A 17,383-nucleotide genomic window follows, 5' to 3' on the forward strand; every position below is an offset into this window, starting at 1 on the left:
CCGGGGAACAATTCCGGCCACCCCGCCGGTTGCGCCATCGGAACCACATGGACGACCAGGAGAGGGCACTCCTTCCGTGAGCAACATCCCGAGCGTCAAGCTCAACGACGGCACCCTGATCCCCCAGCTCGGCTTCGGCGTCTGGCAGGTCCCGGACGCGGAGGCCACCGCCGCCGTCCGCACCGCGATCGAGGTGGGCTACCGGTCCATCGACACCGCCGCGATCTACGAGAACGAGACCGGCACCGGCAAGGCGATCGCCGAGGCCCTGGCCGGCGGCGTCGCCCGCGAGGACCTCTACATCACCACCAAGCTGTGGAACTCCGGCACCCGCGACTGGTCCGGCGAGCAGGGCCGCGACGCGGTGCTCCGCGAGTTCGACGCCTCGCTGGAGCGGCTCGGCCTGGAGTACCTCGACCTCTACCTGATCCACTGGCCGCGCCCGATGCACGGCAGCTACGTCAACGTGTGGCAGGCCCTGGAGCAGCTGCGCGCCGACGGCCGGGTCCGCTCGGTCGGCGTCTCCAACTTCGGCACCGAGCAGCTCACCCGGCTGGCCGAGGAGTCCTCGCTCGTCCCGGCGCTGAACCAGGTGGAGCTGCACCCGTACTTCCCGCAGGAGGAGCTGCGCGCCTTCCACGCCGAGCACGGCATCGCCACCGAGGCGTGGAGCCCGCTCGGCCAGGGCAAGGACCTGCTCGGCGAGCCGGCCCTGGTCCGGATCGCCGAGAAGCACGGCCGCACCGTCGCCCAGGTGGTGCTCCGCTGGCACCTGCAGAGCGGGATCGTCGCGATCCCGAAGTCGGTCACCCCGTCGCGGATCAAGGAGAACCTCGACGTCGCCGGCTTCGAGCTGGACGCCGAGGACCTCACCGCGATCGCCGGTGTCGCCACCGGCACCCGGATCGGCCCGGACCCGCAGGGCTTCGACTGGAACTAGCCGGCCGGCGGCACCGCCCGCCCGCCCGCCCGCGTCAACGGTGAAGGCCGCCCTCCCCGATCGGGGAGGGCGGCCTTCACCGCGTTGACCAGCGGAAACCGTCACCGGCCCCGGGGCCGGCGGCCTGCGGTCGACGACGGTCGGCCGCCGGGTGAGCGGCGGACGACCGAGGAGCGACCGGCGGGCGGCTGGCGAATCGTTTTGTCGAACGGCCCGGGCGTACGCCTACAGCCGGGCCGCCTTGGCGATCAGCGCGAGCGCGGCCTCGTGCTCGTGCTCCTCCAGCGGAGCCAGCAGCAGCCCCTGGACCCGGGCCACCCCCGCGGCCGAGCGGTGCAGCAGGTCCTGCCCCGCCGGCGAGAGCGACAGCAGGTTGCGCCGCCCGTCCGAGGGGTCGCGGCGACGCTGGACCAGGCCGCGCCGGACCAGCCGGCTGACCATCTCCGCCATCGTGGCCTTGTCCAGCGAGGCGAGCTCGCCGACCGTGCGCTGGTCCGCGCCCGGCTCCAGTTCGAGCGCGTCCAGCACCGCGTACTGCGGCGCCGTCAGCTCCGAACCGACGTGCTCCGACCAGAGCTTGGTGTGCACCTGCTGGCTCACCCGGATCAGGTAGCCGATCGCCCGCTGGGCGTCCAGCATCGGTCGCGCGTCCGTCAGGACGGCGACCTGGGCCGGCTCCAGTCTGGCTATCTTGGCCATCACACGGACGATCTCCAGCTGCTCCTCCGGGGTCAGCGGCTCGAACAGCGTGCGCTGCACGCGGACCACTCCGCCGGTGGCCTCGCGGACAGCCTGGGCACCGCTCTGCGAGAGAGCGAGCAGCTTGCGCCGGCCGTCGGCCGGGTCTCGGCGCCGCAGCACCAGGCCGCGCCGGACCAGCCGGGCGACCATCTCGGCCATCGTGGCCTTGTCGAGCGAAGCACGCTCGCCGACGGTCCGCTGGTCGGCGCCCGGTTCGAGGGCGAGAACCAGCAGGACCGCGAACTGCGGGGCCGTGAGATCGGCCCCGACATGTTCGGACCACAACCGGGTGTGGACCTGCTGTGCAACGCGGATGAGGTGTCCGGGCGACTGCTGCAGTCGCGCGGACACGCGGGTCGTCGGGATCTCCCCCAGCACCATGTATCCGTCCCGATGTCACACCCGGTGTGTGTGGGACACCCGGGTGGGGCAGTAACGGCGAGTGGGCGTCCCGCTGTGAGGGAGGGCGCTCCAGCCGTGCAGCCGGTGGCTGCTGGCGGACACTATACAAACGGCAGGCCCTCGCTGGCAGGCAGGGGCGGATAGTAGACGCAGGTTCGGCAACATTGGCATATTTACTCGCCGCGCCGACCCACCGGTAACCCGTTCGCAGGAGAAAGCCGACCGGTCGGTCCTTACCCTCGGTCACCTGCGCCTTCGCCCTGGCCGCGCTCCCTACTCGCCGGTAGGGTATGGCCACCCGGGCGGATCCGCCCTCCGGACCTGCCCGGCGGAACCCGAGAGCCCGCCGTACGGTTCCTGGGAGTTCCCTGAGTGCCCCGGCGCGGAACGGAACCGCGTCCGGCCGGTCACCGCGGCGACCCCCGAGCGACACCCGAGCGCCATCCGCGGACTCGCATCGACGTCCGCGGACCTCCGAGAGAGAGACGAGACCGAGCATGACCGAGCAGACCACCACGCCCCGGGTCGCCGTCGTCACCGGCGCCGCACGCGGCCTGGGCGCCGCCACCGCCGTCCGCCTGGCCGCCGACGGCTACGCCGTCGCCGTCCTCGACCTGGAGGAGTCGGCCGGCCGGGAGACCGTCGAGCGGATCACCGCCGCCGGCGGCCGGGCCATCGCGGTCGGCGCGGACGTCTCGGACGCCGACCAGGTGCAGGCCGCGGTCGACCGGATCGTCGCGGAACTCGGCGCTCCGGTCGTCCTCGTCAACAACGCGGGCGTGCTGCGCGACAACCTGATCTTCAAGATGACCGAATCCGACTGGGACACGGTCATGAACGTGCACCTGCGCGGCGCGTTCCTGATGACCCGGGCCGTCCAGAAGTACATGGTCGACGCCGGTTTCGGACGGATCGTCAACCTGTCGTCCTCCTCCGCCCAGGGCAACCGCGGCCAGGCCAACTACTCCGCCGCCAAGGCCGGCCTGCAGGGCTTCACCAAGACCCTGGCCATCGAGCTCGGCAAGTTCGGCATCACCGCCAACGCGGTCGCCCCCGGCTTCATCGCCACCGACATGACCGCCGCCACCGCGGCCCGGGTGGGCATGGACTTCGAGGACTTCAAGGCCGCCGCGGCCACCCAGATCCCGGTGCAGCGGGTCGGCGTGCCGGAGGACGTGGCGCACACCATCTCGTTCTTCGCCGGCGAGGGCGCGGGCTTCGTCTCGGGTCAGGTGGTCTACGTGGCCGGCGGTCCGCTCGACTGAACCACCGGACCTACACAGGGTTACCACGGGGTGGGAACCGGCTCGACCGGTCTCCCACCCCGCGCCTTTTCATCCAGGATGTGGAAAAGGCACACGAACACCATACGGGCATTCGATCCGAAAACGCCGTCGGAGCCTCCGGAAACAGCCGTTCCGCGATCACCGAACGCCTATGCCGAGGAATTCCGAATTACGCCGCGAATGACCCGGGGGCGGTGGGTATGGTCACCGCCGTGCAAGCGCCGAGTGAACGCCCGGGCCGCCCGGAGCCCCCGACCACCCGCCGTGAGCGCCCGCGTCCCACCCACCGCGCGCCCGCCCGGCCACCCCTCTCCCCCCGCCTGACCGCGCTGCTGGCCCTGACCGCGCTCGGCTACCTGCTCGTCGTCGCGGCCGTCCTGCTCGACACCGCGCTGGTCGATCTCGACTGGAAGATCCGGCTGGTCCGGCCCTATGAACGCTGGCCCGGCCCCCACCCGCTGCTCGACACCTGGGTGGTGGCCGGCCAGCGCGGCCCCTCCGCACTGGCCGCCTTCGCCTGGCTCGGCTGGCGCGCCCTCCGACTGGGCCGGATCCGGCCGCTGCTGGTGATGGGCGCCGCCCTGCTACTGCTCAACCTGACGGTCGGCGGGGTCAAGGTGGTCACCGGCCGACTCGGCCCGCACTACGCGCATTACGTCGGGTCCCCGGAGCTCTTCTCGGGGGGCACCATATTCCCGTCCGGCCACACCGCGAACGCCGTGGTCACCTGGGGCGCCCTCGCCTACCTGGCGGGCCGCTGGCGGCGCACCGGCGCGCTGCTCGCCGGTGCCACCGCGTGGTCGGTTGGCCTCACCACCGTCTATCTCGGCACCCACTGGGTGACCGACGTGCTGGCCGGCTGGGCCGCCGGGCTGCTCGTGCTGCTCTCGCTCCCGCTGCTCGAACCCCTGGTGCTCGCCGCCGAGCGACGGCTCGTCCGCCGCCGGAGCACCACTGCGGCCGGACGACGGAGCACCACCACGGCCGGGCGCCGGAGCACCGCCCCGGCCGGGCGCCGGGAGGCCGGTGCTACCCCTCCCAGCTGCGTACCACCACCCCGTCGCGCACCGCGAGGTTGAGCCGCCCCTCCCGGTAGTCCATGGTCATCGCGGCCCCCGGCGCCAGCACCCGCACCGAGGCCCAGCCGTGCCGGCGCGCCAGCTCCTCGGCCCGCTCGACCCGCAGCCCCGCGTAACCCTCCGCATCCGTGTCCGTCATCGCCCCTCCCCGGCTCGCCCAACGGACGTACGCTGGAATGGTAGACCGCCTGTACGAACCCGCCGCGCCCGACGCCCGACGCGCGGCCCGGACCGGGAGGTGACCGCGGGTGCCCGCCACCACCCCGCGGCGGTGGCGCAGCGGCACCGAACCCGCCACCGCCCGCAGCGACCTCAAGCTGCGCTACCTGCTCTCGCTGACCTTCACCCCGCTGTTCGCGCTGGCCACCGCGGGGTTCGCGGTCTGGGCGGCGAGCGCCCCCGAATTCGGTGCGCCGAGCCGGGGGACCCTCATCGGCTTCGCGGTGGCCTGCGGGATCCTCACCCTGCTCGCCGCGGTCGATCTCGTCATCGTCGTCCGGCGCCGCCGGACCGAACTCTGACGCGCACCCTCCCGCGGGGTGGGAAACCTGCCCCCACCCCACGGAACACCCCGCGGAAGACGCCGCGGCGCCTCAGCGGTTGCTGACCGCCTGCTTCACCAGCGTCCGCCCGAAGTCCCACATCAGGCCGCTCCCCCGGTGGGCGTCCTCCATCACCTCGGTGAACGCCTCCATGAACCGGTCGACGTCCCGCTCGGTGATGATCAGCGGCGGAATCAGCTTGATCACCTCCAGGTGGTCCCCGGACACCTGGGTGAGGATCCGGTGCCGCTGGAGCAGCGGCACGACCACCATCTGGGCGAACAACCCCTTGCGGGCCGCCTGCAGGGCCGTCCAGCCGGTCCGCAGCTTCAGCGACTTCGGCCGGCCGAACTCGATGCCGATCATCAGCCCGCGCCCCCGCACCTCGGCGAGCAGCTCGTACCGGTCGACCAGCGCGGTCAGCCGCTCCCGGAAGTGGTCGCCGACCTTGCGGGCGTTCTCCACCACCCGCTCGTCCCGGATGACCTCCAGGGTCGCCAGTCCGGCGGCCATCGCCTGCGCGTTGGAGCCGAAACTGGCCGAGTGCACCAGCACCCGGTCCATCGAGGAGTACACCTTCTCGAAGATCCAGCCCTTGCCGAGCGTCGCCCCGACCGGCACGTAGCCGCCGGAGAGCGCCTTGGCCGCGCACAGCAGGTCCGGCAGGACGCCGTCCTCCTCCTGGTAGGCGAAGAACTCGCCGGTGCGCCCGATGCCGGTCTGCACCTCGTCGCAGATCAGCAGCGCCTTGTGCTCGTGCAGCAGGTCCTGCGCGGCCCGCAGCCAGCCGGGCGGGGTCGCCTGTACGCCCTTGCCCTGGATCGGCTCGACGATCAGTGCGGCGACGTCGCCGCGCTTCAGCTCCTTGGCCAGCGCCGCGAGGTCGCCGAGCGGGACGGCGGTGTCCGGCAGCAGCGGGTCGAAGCCCTTGCGGAAGCCGCTCTCGCCGTTGACCGAGAGGGAGCCGGTGGTCAGCCCGTGGAAGGCGTGGTCCGCGTAGAGGATCCGCCGGCGGCCGGTGGCGTACCGGGCGAACTTCAGCGCCGTCTCCACCGCCTCGGTGCCGCTGTTGCCGAAGAACACCCGGTCCAGCCCGGGCGTGTACGACAGCAGCCGCTCGGCGAGCAAACCGGGCAGCGGCGAGCAGTCGAAGCGGACCAGGTCCGGCAGGTCGAGGTCCATCACCTGCTGGACGGCCGAGCGGACCACCGGGTGGTGGCGGCCCAGGGCGAAGATGCCGAAGCCGGCGAGCATGTCGAGGTACTCGTTGCCCTCGGCGTCGTAGAAGTACTGCCCCTGGGCCCGCTCGTAGTACTTGTCGAAGCCGATGGTGTGCAGCATCCGGGCCAGCTGCGGGTTCAGGTAGCGGCTCTGCAGCTCGTACCGCTCCCCGCCCCGCTCGGCGAGCAGGGCGGCCAGGTCGAAACGGGCAGAGGTGCGGTCGTCGGGGTCGGCCGGCATGGCGCTGGTTCGCTCCTCGTTCGGAAGTTCCCGGTTCGGAAGTCACCGGTTCGGAAGCTCCCGGTCCGGCAGTCCCCGGTCCGGAAGCAGGTGCTTGGCGAAGGCGGCGGTCTGGGCGGCGACCCCGGTGCCGGTCAGCCCGGTCTCCTCCAGGAGCTCGCCGCGCGCGGCGTGCCCGAGGAACTCCTGCGGCAGGCCGAGCACCCGCACCGGGACGTCCACGTCCGCGTCCCGCAGCGCCTGGGCGACGGCCGCGCCGACGCCGCCGGTGCGGCCGTTGTCCTCGACGGTGACCACCAGCCGGTGCTCGGCGGCGAGGAGCGGCAGGGCCGGGTCGACCGGCTTGACCCAGCGCGGGTCGACGACGGTCGTGGTGAACCCCTCGGCGAGCAGCAGCCGGGCCGCGTCCAGCCCGGCGGCGGCCGTGGTGCCGACGGTGACCAGCAGGATCTCCGGCAGCTCCCCGGTGCGCAGCAGTACGTCCACGCCGCCGATCCGCTCGACCGCGGGGACGGCCGGGCCGATGGTCGCCTTGGGGAAGCGCACCACGGTGGGGGCGTCGGCGACGTCCACCGCCTCGCGCAGCTGGGCGCGCAGTTCGTCGGCGTCGCGCGGGGCGGCCAGCCGCAGTCCGGGGACGACCTGGAGGATCGACATGTCCCACATGCCGTTGTGCGAGGCGCCGTCCGGTCCGGTCACCCCGGAGCGGTCCAGCACGAAGGTGACGCCCAGCCTGTGCAGGGCGACGTCCATCAGCACCTGGTCGAAGGCCCGGTTGAGGAAGGTCGCGTACACCGCCACCACCGGGTGCAGCCCGCCGGTGGCCAGGCCGGCCGCGCTGGTGACGGCGTGCTGCTCGGCGATGCCGACGTCGAAGGTCCGCTCCGGGTAGGCCTTGGCGAACTTGGCCAGGCCGACCGGTTGGAGCATGGCGGCGGTGATCGCCACCACGTCCGGCCGCTCGGCGCCGACGGCCAGCAGCTCGTCGCCGAAGACCGAGGTCCAGGAGACGCCGCCGCTGGGCGAGATCGGCAGGCAGGTGTAGGGGTCGATCGGGTTGACGGCGTGGAAGCGGTCCGCCTCGTCCTGTTCGGCGGGCAGGTAGCCGCGGCCCTTGACGGTGAGGCAGTGCACGATGACCGGGCCGCCGAAGCCGCGGGCCTTGCCGAGCGCCGACTCCAGCGCGGCGACGTCGTGGCCGTCGATCGGGCCGAGGTACTTGAGCCCGAGGTCCTCGAACATGCCCTGCGGCGCGAAGGCGTCCTTGAACCCCTTCTTGGCCCCGTGCAGGGCGTCGTAGATCGGCGGGCCGACCACGGGGGTGCGCTGCAGGGTGCCCTTGCCCCAGGACAAAAAGCGCTCGTAGCCCCGGGTGGTGCGCAGGGTGGCGAGGTGGTTGGCGAGGCCGCCGATGGTGCGGGCGTAGGACCGCTCGTTGTCGTTGACGACGATGACCAGCGGCCGGTCCTTGGCGGCGGCGATGTTGTTGAGCGCCTCCCAGGCGAGGCCGCCGGTGAGCGCGCCGTCGCCGATCACCGCGACGGTGTGCCGGTCGTGCTGGCCGAGCAGCTGGGCGGCCTTGGCCAGGCCGTCGGCGTAGGAGAGCGCGGTCGAGGCGTGCGAGTTCTCGACCAGGTCGTGCTCGGACTCGGCCCGCGAGGGGTAGCCGGACAGCCCGCCCCGGGAGCGCAGCCCGGAGAAGTCCTGGCGGCCGGTGAGCAGCTTGTGGACGTAGCTCTGGTGGCCGGTGTCCCAGACGATCCGGTCGTGCGGGGAGTGGAAGACCCGGTGCAGGGCGATGGTCAGTTCGACCACCCCGAGGTTGGGACCGAGGTGGCCGCCGGTCCGGGTGACGGCGTCGATCAGGAAGTCGCGGATCTCGTCGGCGAGCCGGGGCAGCTCGGCGGCCGGGAGGGTTCTCAGATCCGCCGGGGATGTGACGCTGGAGAGCAGTGACATGGCTTTCACCTCACGACTCGGAGCGGTGCGGTGGTGCCCCCGCCGTCGGACCGCGGCCGCGCGGGGTGGGGCCCGGCCCGGGCGCGTGGCCCGGGCCGGGCGGGGCGGACGGCGGGTGGCCGTCCGCCGGACGGGTGCGGTCAGCGGCTCCGGCCGGAGCCGACGGTGTCGGTGATCGCCCGCAGGGACTCCTTGAGGGAGCCCATGGTGGCGAGGACGGCGGTCGGCTCGTAGCCGCAGTGCGCCATGCAGTTGGAGCAGCGGGCGTCCTTGCCGCGCCCGTACTTGTCCCAGTCGGTCTTCTCGATCAGCTCGCGGTAGGTCGGCACGTAGCCGTCGGCCATCAGGTAGCAGGGCCGCTGCCAGCCGAACAGCGAGTAGTTCGGGATGCCCCAGGCGGTGCACTCGAAGTCGACCTTGCCCTCCAGGAAGTCCAGGAAGAGCGGGCTGTGGTTGAGCCGCCAGCGCCGCCGGTTGCCGCCGGCGAAGGTCTTGCGGAACAGCTCGCGGGTCTGCTCGACGCCGAGGAAGTGCTCCTGGTCGGGTGCCTTCTCGTAGGCGAACGCCGGGGAGATCATCATCTCGTCGACCTGGAGCTCGTCGTTGAGGTAGTCGAGCACGTCGATGATGGTCTGCGGGGTGTCGGTGTTGAAGAAGGTGGAGTTGGTGGTCACCCGGAAGCCGCGCCGCTTGGCCTCCTTGATCGCCTCCACCGCCTCGTCGAAGGTGCCCTCCTTGGCCACCGAGGCGTCGTGCCGCTCGCGCAGCCCGTCGATGTGCACGGTGAAGGTGAAGTAGGGCGAGGGCGTGAACTTGTCCAGCTTCTTGCGCATGAGCAGCGCGTTGGTGCAGAGGAACACGTACTTGCGGCGCTCGACCAGCTGCCGGACGATCTCGTCGATCTGCGGGTGCATCAGCGGCTCGCCGCCGGCGATCGAGACCATCGGGGCCCCCGACTCCAGCACCGCGCCGACGGCCTGGGCGACCGGCATCCGCTGCTTCAGCACCCCCGCCGGGTGCTGGATCTTGCCGCAGCCCTCGCAGGCCAGGTTGCAGGCGAACAGCGGTTCCAGTTCGACGATCAGCGGGAATTTGTCGCGTCGCTTGAGCTTCTGCTGCATGAGGTAGGTGCCGACCCGCACGGTCTGGCGCAGCGGCATGGCCATGGCTAGCTCGCCTCCTGGGGGAGCGTCGAGGATGTGGGGTGGTGGAGGGTGGCGGGCGCCGGCCGGTCCCGGTCCGGCCGGTCGTTCCGCAGGTGCCAGTCGACCAGGGCGGGCACCGTGGCGCGCAGTGTCCGCCAGGCGCGGACGCCCGCCGGCAGGGTGCCCGGGCGCAGCAGCTCCCGTTCGGGGGTGTCGACGACCACCCGGAGCACGGCCGCCGGCAGGGCGGGGCGCAGCTCGCGCAGGGCCGCCAGTACGGCGGCGGCCTCCATGTCGACGGCGAGCGCGCCCTGCAGGTGCAGGGCGCGCCGTTCGAGGCCGCGCACCACGTGGTCGGCGGTGTGGTGCACGCCCGTGTGCGCGGTCAGACCGCGCACGGTGAGGGCCCGGGTGAGCGCCGGGCCCGAGCCGACGGCGTAGTGGTTGCCCTCGGCGTCGCGCACCCCGTCCGCGACGATCACGTCGCCGGGCGTGATGCCCGGCGCGACGGAGGCGCCGAAGCCGGCCACCACGACGGCGCCGTAGCCGCCGGGAGCGGCGGTCAGCAGTCGCCTGACGGCGAGTGAGGCCCGCCGCCGGCCGACGCCGGTGCGCACCAGGACGGGCGGGCCGCCCGACGCACCGCGCCAGTCCCCGCCGCGCAGGGCCCATACCTCGGGGCCGAGCGCGCAGAGGACCAGCAGCGGGGCAGCGGTCATCGGGACGCCCCGATCGCCGCGGGACCGGTGGTCGGCCGGCCGGTGGCGGGGCTGCCGTGCAGATAGCGGCCGAGTGCGGTGACCGGGAACACCAGCCGGTAGAGGTGGTAGTTGATGGAGAAGTCCCACGGGAAGCCGGTGCCGGTGAACTGTGGTTCGTCCCAGGTGCCCTCGGGCAGCTGGGTGCGCACCAGCCAGTCGGCGCCGCGGTCGACGGCGGGGTTGGCCCGGCCGTCCGGGCCCTCCTCGGCCGCGAGCAGCGCCATCAGCGCCCAGGCGGTCTGCGAGGCGGTGGACTCGCCGCGCCCGGCCCAGCGCGCCGGGTCCTCGTAGGAGCGCATGTCCTCGCCCCAGCCGCCGTCGGTGTTCTGCCGGTCCTCCAGCCAGCGGACGGCGCGGCGGATCGCCGGGTGTTCGGCGGGCACGCCGGCGGCGACCAGGGCGGGGAGCACCGAGCCGGTGCCGTAGATGTAGTTGGTGCCCCAGCGGCCGAACCAGGAGCCGTCCGCCTCCTGGTTGCGCAGCAGCCACTCGACGCCGCGCCGGGTGCGCGGGTCGCGCGCCTTGCCGACCTCGGCGAGCATCTCCACGACGTGCGCGGTGACGTCCGCCGACGGCGGGTCGACCACCTCGCCGAAGTCGCAGAACGGCAGCTTGTTCGGCAGGGTGCTGGTGTTGTCGACGTCGAAGGCCCCCCAGGCACCGTTCTTGGACTGCATGCCGAGGTTCCACCGGACGCCGCGGTCGACGGAGCCGGCCACCTTGGCCGGGTCCGGGTGGGCGACCCGGCGCAGCGCGAGCACCACCTCGGCGGTGTCGTCGATGTCCGGGTAGGTGTCGTTCTCGAACTCGAAGGCCCAGCCGCCGGGGGCGAGCGAGGGCCGCTGGACGGACCAGTCGCCGCGCTTGGTGATCTCCTCGCCGAGCATCCAGTCGACGGCGGAGACCAGCGCGGGGTGGTCGGCCGGGAGGCCGGCGTCGACCAGGGCGATGGTGGCCAGGCAGGTGTCCCAGACCGGGGACTGGCAGGCCTCCAGCCAGCGCTGCCCGTCGGGGGTGTGCACGGTGAAGCGGTCGAAGGAGGCGAGCCCGGCCCGCATCACCGGGTGGTCGAGCTCGTAGCCCTCCAGGTGCAGGGCGATCAGCGAGTAGACGGCGGGCGGCTGGATGCCGCCCCAGCAGCCGTCGGCCTCCTGGCGTTCGACGATCCAGCGGCAGGCCTGGGAGACGGCGAGCCGGCGCAGCGGGCGCAGGGCGCGGTGGTGGTAGGCGTGCAGGGCCTTGTCGAGGCGTTCGAACAGGCCGTCCCAGCTGGTCGCCGGGGCGAGCGGCCGGACGGGGAAGGGGTCGTCCGGGTCGGTGTGCAGTTCGGTGAGCGCGAAGGGCGCCGGGCGCACCGGCCGGTGCGCGGAGACGACGGTCAGCGGGACGATGGTCTGCCGTGCCCAGCAGCCGAAGGCGTAGATGTTCAGGGGGAGCCACTTCGGCAGGAACATGATCTCGGGCGGCATCTCCGGCAGCCGTTCCCAGGGCCACCAGCCGAACAGGGCGAGCCAGATTCGGGTGAACACCCGGGCGGCGGCGATGCCGCCCGCGGACCGGATCCAGCGCGCGGCGGCCATCATGTGCGGGGCGCTCGGATCGTCACCGGCGAGTTTGAGGGCGACGTACGCCTCGACGGTGGCGGAGATCTCGGCCGGTCCGCCGTGGAAGGTGGACCAGGTGCCGTCCTCGCGCTGATGGGAGCGGATCCATTCGGCGGTGGCCTTGGTCTGCTCCTCGGTCCGGATCCCGAGGAACTGCCGGAGCAGTAAGTCCTCGGCGTCCATGGTGACGTTGGTCTCCAGATCGCCTTTCCACCACCCCTCGGAGCTCTGCAGGGAGAGCAGGTGGGTGGTGGCACGGGCCAGTGCCTCCTCGGCGGAGGCGGCCCCGTCCTGCTGTTGCTCGGTCCGTCCGGCCGGCGCGGCCTCGGCGGACCCCTCGGGCTGCCACCGCCCGGCGCTCAGCAGCGCCGGGGGGAGGCCGCCCACCGCGACCGGCTCGGAATCGTACTCAGGGTCGAGCCGGCCGTCCGCGGTTGCTGTCAACGTAACGTCACCTCTCTCGTACCACCACGAATTCGGCGAGTGCGACGAAGTGCTCGCGCACCACATCGGGCATGGGCACCTCGTCCAGAGCGGCGAGGGCAGTCGTGTGCTGGCGGCGGGCCTCCTCCTGGGTCCAGGCGCGACCGCCGGCCCGCTCGATCAGCAGGGCTCGGGCGGCCAGTTCGGTCTCGCTCTCCTCGCCGCGCCCCGCGGGGTCGGCGAGCTGTTCGGCCAGTTCGCGGGAGGCCGCGCCGCCCTCGGCGAGGGCGGCGGCGACCGGCAGGGACTTCTTGCGCTGGCGCAGGTCGCCCCAGTGCGGCTTGCCGGTGACCTCGGTGGCGCCCCAGATGCCGAGCAGGTCGTCCACCGCCTGGAAGGCCAGGCCCAGGTGGTCTCCGAAGCGCTGGAGGGAGTCCGAGACGCGTTCGTCGGCCCCGGCGAGGACGGCGCCGAGCGCCGCGCCGGCGGAGAGCAGGGCGGCGGTCTTGCCGCCCTCCATCTCCAGGCACTCGGCGACGGTGACGGTGTCCCGCTGTTCGAAGGCGACGTCCATCGCCTGCCCGTCGATCAGCCGGCGGCTGGCGGTGTTGAGCAGCCGGACGGCGCGCGCGGCGTCGGCGGGGCTGGCGCCGCCCGTGGACGCGGCGTCGAGCAGCACCTCCGTACCGAGCGTCGCCAGGGCGTCACCGACCAGGATCGCCTGGGCCGGACCGAAGACCGTCCAGGCGGTGGCCCGGTGGCGCCGGGTCTCGTCACCGTCCATCAGATCATCATGGAGCAGGGAGAAGTTGTGCACCAGTTCAACAGCGACCCCTCCGGGCACCCCGGCCTCCGCCGGGGCGCCGGCGGCCTGGGCCGAGAGCAGGGCCAGGGTGGGGCGCACGGCCTTGCCGCCGTCCCCCGCGACCGGCGTGCCGTCCCGGTCGATCCAGCCGAAGTGGTACGCCGCGACGGTGTCCATGGGTGCCGCCAGACGGGCGACGGCGGCCCGCAGCGGCGGGGTGCAGAGCGCGCGGGTGCGGTTGAGCAGCTCCGGCACCGAGACCGGTTCGGCATGTGCCGTGCCTCCGACGGCAGTGCCGGTGCGTGACTCCACGTACGTTCCCTCTCCCTGGTGGTGCCTGGCCGCGTGGGACGGCCTGAGGCTGGCGATCATGGTGCGGCCGGGCTCGGCGCGGCCGGTCGGGGCGGGGGCACCGCCGGGACCAACAGGGCGGGCGCCCGCTCTGGCGGGCTCGCCGAGGTCCCCGGCGAACGAGCTGCCGGTCACCTCGGCCACCTCCCGTCGCCGCGGTCCACCGGCCGGGGCCGGTCGTCGGCGGTGAGCGCCGCGTCGGCGGCGGCGTGGCCACTGCGCACGGCCCCCTCCATGGTCGCGGGCCAGCCGGTGGCCGTCCACGCGCCGGCCAGCAGCAGGCCGGGGACGGCGGTGCGCGGGCCGGGGCGCAGCGCGGCGGTGCCCGGGGCCGGGTCGAAGGTCGCGGTGCGCTCCCGGGTGACGAAGAAGTCCAGCACCTCGGCCCCGCCGGCGGCGGGCAGCAGCCGGGCCAGCTCCGGCAGGTAGCGGCGGCGCAGCTCGGCCACCGGCAGGTCGATCTCGTCCTGCACGGCGGACTGCGAGAGCGCCAGGTACTGGGCGCCGGGGTGCGCCGCGCCGAGCGAGGTGCCGGCCAGCCCGGAGTGCGCGGTGCGGTCGAAGACCCACTGGACGGGCGAGCCGAGCGCGGCGAAGAACGGCCGGCGCAGCACCTTGCGGTCGTAGATCACGTGGACGTTGAGGATCGGCGAGGTGCCGAACCCGTCGAGCCGGTACCGGCGGTCCAGGGCGTCCGGCGGCAGCAGGGCCGCCGCGGTGTCCTGGGCGCCGGCCAGCACCACGGTCTCGGCGGCGAGCGGCTCGCCGCCGCCCTCCAGCCGGACGGCGTGCTGCGGGGCGGCCGGCTTGAGCTCGGCGACCCGGGCCCGCAGCAGCACCTTCACCCCGGCCCGCTCCAGTTCGGCGAGCGCCCGGTCGTGGTGGATGGCGCCGAGCGGCACGGTGGCCATGCCGATGTCCGAGGCCCCGGGGTCGGAGAGCAGACCGGTCTTGAACACCATGGCGGCCAGCGCGAGCGACACCTGGTCGGCCCGGGCGTTCAGGGTGGCGATGCCGACGAGGTCCCACAGCGCGGCCACGGTCCGGTCGTTCTGGCCCTGGCGGCGCAGCCAGTCGCCGAAGGAGACGGCGTCCAGGGTCGGGTCGGCGAGGTCCAGGCGGCGCAGCGCGAGCGCGCCGCGGACCACCCGGGCCCGGTCGGCCGGGCCGAGGTGCGGGTAGCGGGCCAGGCTGCCGGCCAGGTGCAGCGGCACGGGCAGGGCGGCGCGTCCGAGCCGGCCCAGGGTGCGGACCGGCGCGTCGGCGGGCCCGGAGACGCCCAGGACGGGCACCTCCAGGCGGTCCTGGAGGTGGACCAGCCGGTTGGCGCCGAGCCGCTCCAGCAGGCCGCGGTAGGCGGTGCAGCAGCGCAGGTAGACGTGCTGGCCGTTGTCGACGGTCAGCTCGCCGCGCTGGAACGAGAAGGCCAGGCCGCCGAGCCGGGGCCGGCCCTCGACGAGGGTGACCCGGTGGCCGCCCTCGGCCAGCCGCAGTGCGGCGGTGATGCCCGCCAGGCCGCCGCCGACCACGACGGCGGCCGGGCGCGCGACATCGGCTCGCCCGGTCATCGGACCTCCCCCTCGCGTACGGCGCCCGGTCCGGTCGTGACCGGGGCGCCCATGGTCGGTGCGGTCGCGCCCGCGGTCAGTGCGGTCGGATCCGACACAGCGGTCAACAGGGTTCTACCCATCGGTGATGCGCCGCTGACACAGCGTGACAGAACTGTGGCAAGAATCAAGAACGCCCCCCGGCGAGCCCGGAAAGCGCCACGTACGCCTTCTCCCAGCCCGGCAGCGAGACCCGGCCGCGCAGCACCGACTCCGGGTCGGCGGCGATCCGGCCGAGCAGCCGGTGGTAGATGCCCGCCATCGCGGCGGTGCAGGCCCGGCTGCGGCGGTCGAGCATCGGCAGCAGCCGCAGGCCCTCCTCGAAGGCCCCCTGGGCGCGGGCCGCCTCGAAGGCGATCAGGCCGGTGAAGTCGGCGCCGACCGGCGGCCTGGGCTGGGCGAAGCCCTCCTGGCAGCCGAACCGGGCGAGGTCCTCGGCCGGCAGGTAGGTCCGGCCGTTCAGGGCGTCCTCGCGCAGGTCCCGCAGGATGTTGGTGAGCTGGAGCGCCAGTCCGAGGGTGTCGGCGTACCGGGCGCCGCGCTCGGGGTCGTCGCAGCCGTAGACGCCGAGCGACAGCCGGCCGATCGCCCCGGCCACGCACCGGCAGTAGACCTTGAGCTCCTCGTAGGTCTGGTACTCGGCGCCCTTGAGGTCCATCTCGACCCCGTCGATCAGCTCGTCGAAGCCGCCGAGCGGGATCGGGAAGCGCCGGGCGGTGTCCGCGAGCGCGACCTTGATCGGGTCGGTGTCGTCCTCCGCGACGGAGCCGGCCCTGATCTCGTCGAGCAGCTCGCGGGTCCGCAGCAGGGCCTCCGCCTTGCGGTCCTCCGGGAGGTCGCCGTCGCCGATGTCGTCCACCCGGCGCGCGAGCGCGTACAGGGCCGACATGGCCAGCCGCTTCGGCTCGGGCAGCAGCCTGATGCCGTAGCTGAAGTTGCGGGCCTGCAGCCCGGTCACTGCCTCGCAGTACCGGTACGCCGCCATGACCGGCGCCGACGCCAGTGGTGATGCCGCCACGCGGGCGTTCACCTTCCCTTCGCGAAGATTGCCGCCGCCCTCGCTGCGAGGCGGCGCTTGTCCGGCTTCGCCTGCTGGGCGAGCACGTCGTACCCGGCGTCCTCGACGGCCGCCAGGGCCGCGTAGCCTCCCGCGGTGAATCCCGCCAGGAGCAGTCGAAGCCTCCCCCGAACCGTACCTACCAATGGCGCACCTTGGTCGAGCAGGGTGCGGGCACGGTCCGCCTCGAAGCGGATCAGCTCGCGGACGGCCGGCCCGGCGCTCGGTGCGGCGAGGTCCGCCTCGGTGACGCCGAAGCGTTCGAGGTCCTCGGCGGGCAGGTAGATCCGGCCGCGGGCGAGGTCCTCGGCGACGTCCTGGAGGTGCTCGACGATCTGCAGGGCCCGGCAGATGTCGTCGGACATCGCGATCCGCTCGGGGGTGGAGACGCCGGCGATGGCCAGCACCAGGCGGCCGACCGGGTCGGCGGAGAGCGTGCAGTAGCCGATGAGGTCGTCGTAGCCGCGGTAGCGGGCGGTGGTCTGGTCGACCCGGTTGGCCTCGATCAGCCGGCGGAACGGCTCCGGGGTGAGCCCGTGCCGGTCGACCAGCGGGACCAGCGGGCGCAGCAGCGGGTGCCGGGGAGCCTCGGCCGCGGCGGGGTGGAGGGCGCTCTCGAAGACCCGGTCGAGGTCCCGCTCCAGGCCGTCCAGCAGGGCGAGCCGGAACGCGGTCTCGGCCGGGGTGGGCCGGTCCGGGGCGGCCGGGCGGCCCGCCGCGGGATCGGCGGGCCCGGACTGGGCCGAAGGGGTGAGCCCGGCGGTCGCGGACGGCCGTGGCGGGGCGGGGACGCCGAGCAGGGCGGCGGTGCCGGCCGGGTCGGCGAGGTCGCCGTCGCCGGCGTCGTCCACCAGCCGGGCGAAGCCGTAGACCGTCATGAGGTCGTCGCGCCAGGCGGCGGGCAGGAAGAACGGGGCGACCGGGAAGTTCTCCGCGCTCGCCTTCGCCAGGGTCGTCGCCCCCTCGGGGCTCCCCGGGCTCCCCTCCGGGCGACCGCCTCCGGGCGGGGACTCACTACTGGGCTGGGCCGAAGCCGACACTGCTGTCACTCCCCCGTTCTACACCGCTCAAGTGATCGGCCCGAGTCGGACACGCGTCCGATCACGGGAGTCCCGTCCGGCACACCACCCCCGCGCCTACAGCCTGACACCGTCGGCCGCGCCGGAGAAGAGCGCCTCACCCGGCGCACGGGGCGCTCACCCGGGCGGCGGCGGGCCACC

General features: G+C 73.6%; 15 protein-coding genes. 4 read left to right on the forward strand and 11 right to left on the reverse strand.

Going from position 1 to position 17,383, the window contains the following annotated elements:
- Positions 1 to 76 precede the first annotated feature (76 nt).
- Positions 77 to 940, forward strand: coding sequence for an aldo/keto reductase (locus ACFP3U_RS26325; RefSeq protein ID WP_380228148.1), 864 nt, complete (start codon positions 77 to 79; stop codon positions 938 to 940).
- A 225-nt stretch (positions 941 to 1,165) separates the two neighbouring features.
- On the opposite strand, the gene ACFP3U_RS26330 is transcribed toward ACFP3U_RS26325, so the two are convergent.
- Complete coding sequence (locus ACFP3U_RS26330) at positions 1,166 to 1,966, reverse strand: MarR family winged helix-turn-helix transcriptional regulator (RefSeq protein ID WP_380228149.1); 801 nt, start codon at positions 1,964 to 1,966, stop codon at positions 1,166 to 1,168.
- Between the two features lie 614 nt (positions 1,967 to 2,580).
- Between ACFP3U_RS26330 and fabG the strand changes: the two genes are divergently transcribed.
- Entirely contained in the window at positions 2,581 to 3,348 is a 768-nt protein-coding gene (gene fabG / locus ACFP3U_RS26335; RefSeq protein ID WP_380228150.1) for a 3-oxoacyl-ACP reductase FabG, read from the forward strand.
- Positions 3,349 to 3,581: 233 nt separating this feature from the next.
- The gene (locus ACFP3U_RS26340; RefSeq protein ID WP_380228151.1) at positions 3,582 to 4,448 is read left to right on the forward strand and encodes a phosphatase PAP2 family protein; all 867 of its coding nucleotides are present in this window, start codon (positions 3,582 to 3,584) and stop codon (positions 4,446 to 4,448) included.
- Here ACFP3U_RS26340 and ACFP3U_RS26345 read toward each other — a convergent pair.
- On the reverse strand, positions 4,399 to 4,587 hold the full coding sequence (locus ACFP3U_RS26345) for an I78 family peptidase inhibitor (RefSeq protein WP_380228152.1): 189 nt from the start codon (positions 4,585 to 4,587) through the stop codon (positions 4,399 to 4,401). The two genes, ACFP3U_RS26340 and ACFP3U_RS26345, sit on opposite strands and share 50 nt — an antisense overlap.
- A gap of 109 nt (positions 4,588 to 4,696) precedes the next feature.
- Here ACFP3U_RS26345 and ACFP3U_RS26350 point away from each other — a divergent pair, with 109 nt between their 5' ends.
- Positions 4,697 to 4,969: a DUF6343 family protein gene (locus ACFP3U_RS26350; protein WP_380228153.1), complete on the forward strand. Its 273-nt coding sequence runs from the start codon at positions 4,697 to 4,699 to the stop codon at positions 4,967 to 4,969.
- Between the two features lie 72 nt (positions 4,970 to 5,041).
- Here ACFP3U_RS26350 and ACFP3U_RS26355 read toward each other — a convergent pair whose 3' ends face one another.
- The 9 genes from ACFP3U_RS26355 to hpnC form a co-directional block, all read right to left on the reverse strand.
- Positions 5,042 to 6,451, reverse strand: a complete 1,410-nt coding sequence (locus ACFP3U_RS26355) for an aspartate aminotransferase family protein (protein ID WP_380228154.1) — start codon at positions 6,449 to 6,451, stop codon at positions 5,042 to 5,044.
- 42 nt (positions 6,452 to 6,493) lie between these two features.
- Positions 6,494 to 8,410: a 1-deoxy-D-xylulose-5-phosphate synthase gene (gene dxs / locus ACFP3U_RS26360; RefSeq protein ID WP_380228155.1), complete on the reverse strand. Its 1,917-nt coding sequence runs from the start codon at positions 8,408 to 8,410 to the stop codon at positions 6,494 to 6,496.
- A 140-nt stretch (positions 8,411 to 8,550) separates the two neighbouring features.
- The gene (gene hpnH, locus ACFP3U_RS26365) at positions 8,551 to 9,576 is read right to left on the reverse strand and encodes an adenosyl-hopene transferase HpnH (protein ID WP_380228156.1); all 1,026 of its coding nucleotides are present in this window, start codon (positions 9,574 to 9,576) and stop codon (positions 8,551 to 8,553) included.
- A gap of 2 nt (positions 9,577 to 9,578) precedes the next feature.
- Positions 9,579 to 10,274 (reverse strand): 5'-methylthioadenosine/S-adenosylhomocysteine nucleosidase family protein, encoded by a 696-nt coding sequence (locus ACFP3U_RS26370; RefSeq protein WP_380228157.1) that lies wholly within the window; start codon positions 10,272 to 10,274, stop codon positions 9,579 to 9,581.
- Positions 10,271 to 12,364, reverse strand: coding sequence for a squalene--hopene cyclase (gene shc, locus ACFP3U_RS26375; RefSeq protein WP_380228158.1), 2,094 nt, complete (start codon positions 12,362 to 12,364; stop codon positions 10,271 to 10,273). The genes ACFP3U_RS26370 and shc overlap by 4 nt, the downstream gene beginning before the upstream one ends.
- A 7-nt stretch (positions 12,365 to 12,371) precedes the next feature.
- On the reverse strand, positions 12,372 to 13,520 hold the full coding sequence (locus ACFP3U_RS26380) for a polyprenyl synthetase family protein (protein ID WP_380228173.1): 1,149 nt from the start codon (positions 13,518 to 13,520) through the stop codon (positions 12,372 to 12,374).
- A 110-nt stretch (positions 13,521 to 13,630) separates the two neighbouring features.
- Positions 13,631 to 15,067, reverse strand: coding sequence for a hydroxysqualene dehydroxylase HpnE (hpnE, locus tag ACFP3U_RS26385; protein ID WP_380228159.1), 1,437 nt, complete (start codon positions 15,065 to 15,067; stop codon positions 13,631 to 13,633).
- Between the two features lie 166 nt (positions 15,068 to 15,233).
- Positions 15,234 to 16,091, reverse strand: coding sequence for a presqualene diphosphate synthase HpnD (hpnD, locus tag ACFP3U_RS26390; protein WP_380228174.1), 858 nt, complete (start codon positions 16,089 to 16,091; stop codon positions 15,234 to 15,236).
- A gap of 41 nt (positions 16,092 to 16,132) precedes the next feature.
- Positions 16,133 to 17,113: a squalene synthase HpnC gene (gene hpnC / locus ACFP3U_RS26395; protein WP_380228175.1), complete on the reverse strand. Its 981-nt coding sequence runs from the start codon at positions 17,111 to 17,113 to the stop codon at positions 16,133 to 16,135.
- Positions 17,114 to 17,383 lie beyond the last annotated feature (270 nt).

The organism is Kitasatospora misakiensis, from assembly GCF_042656005.1.
Taxonomy (GTDB): domain Bacteria; phylum Actinomycetota; class Actinomycetes; order Streptomycetales; family Streptomycetaceae; genus Kitasatospora; species Kitasatospora misakiensis.

Coding starts and splice junctions, on each gene's coding strand:
- fabG (WP_380228150.1), top strand. CDS start 2,581: ATGACCGAGCAGACCACCACGCCCCGGGTCGCCGTCGTCACCGGCGCC.
- ACFP3U_RS26345 (WP_380228152.1), bottom strand. CDS start 4,587: ATGACGGACACGGATGCGGAGGGTTACGCGGGGCTGCGGGTCGAGCGG.
- ACFP3U_RS26355 (WP_380228154.1), bottom strand. CDS start 6,451: ATGCCGGCCGACCCCGACGACCGCACCTCTGCCCGTTTCGACCTGGCC.
- dxs (WP_380228155.1), bottom strand. CDS start 8,410: ATGTCACTGCTCTCCAGCGTCACATCCCCGGCGGATCTGAGAACCCTC.
- hpnH (WP_380228156.1), bottom strand. CDS start 9,576: ATGGCCATGCCGCTGCGCCAGACCGTGCGGGTCGGCACCTACCTCATG.
- ACFP3U_RS26370 (WP_380228157.1), bottom strand. CDS start 10,274: ATGACCGCTGCCCCGCTGCTGGTCCTCTGCGCGCTCGGCCCCGAGGTA.
- ACFP3U_RS26380 (WP_380228173.1), bottom strand. CDS start 13,520: ATGATCGCCAGCCTCAGGCCGTCCCACGCGGCCAGGCACCACCAGGGA.
- hpnE (WP_380228159.1), bottom strand. CDS start 15,067: ATGACCGGGCGAGCCGATGTCGCGCGCCCGGCCGCCGTCGTGGTCGGC.
- hpnD (WP_380228174.1), bottom strand. CDS start 16,091: ATGGCGGCGTACCGGTACTGCGAGGCAGTGACCGGGCTGCAGGCCCGC.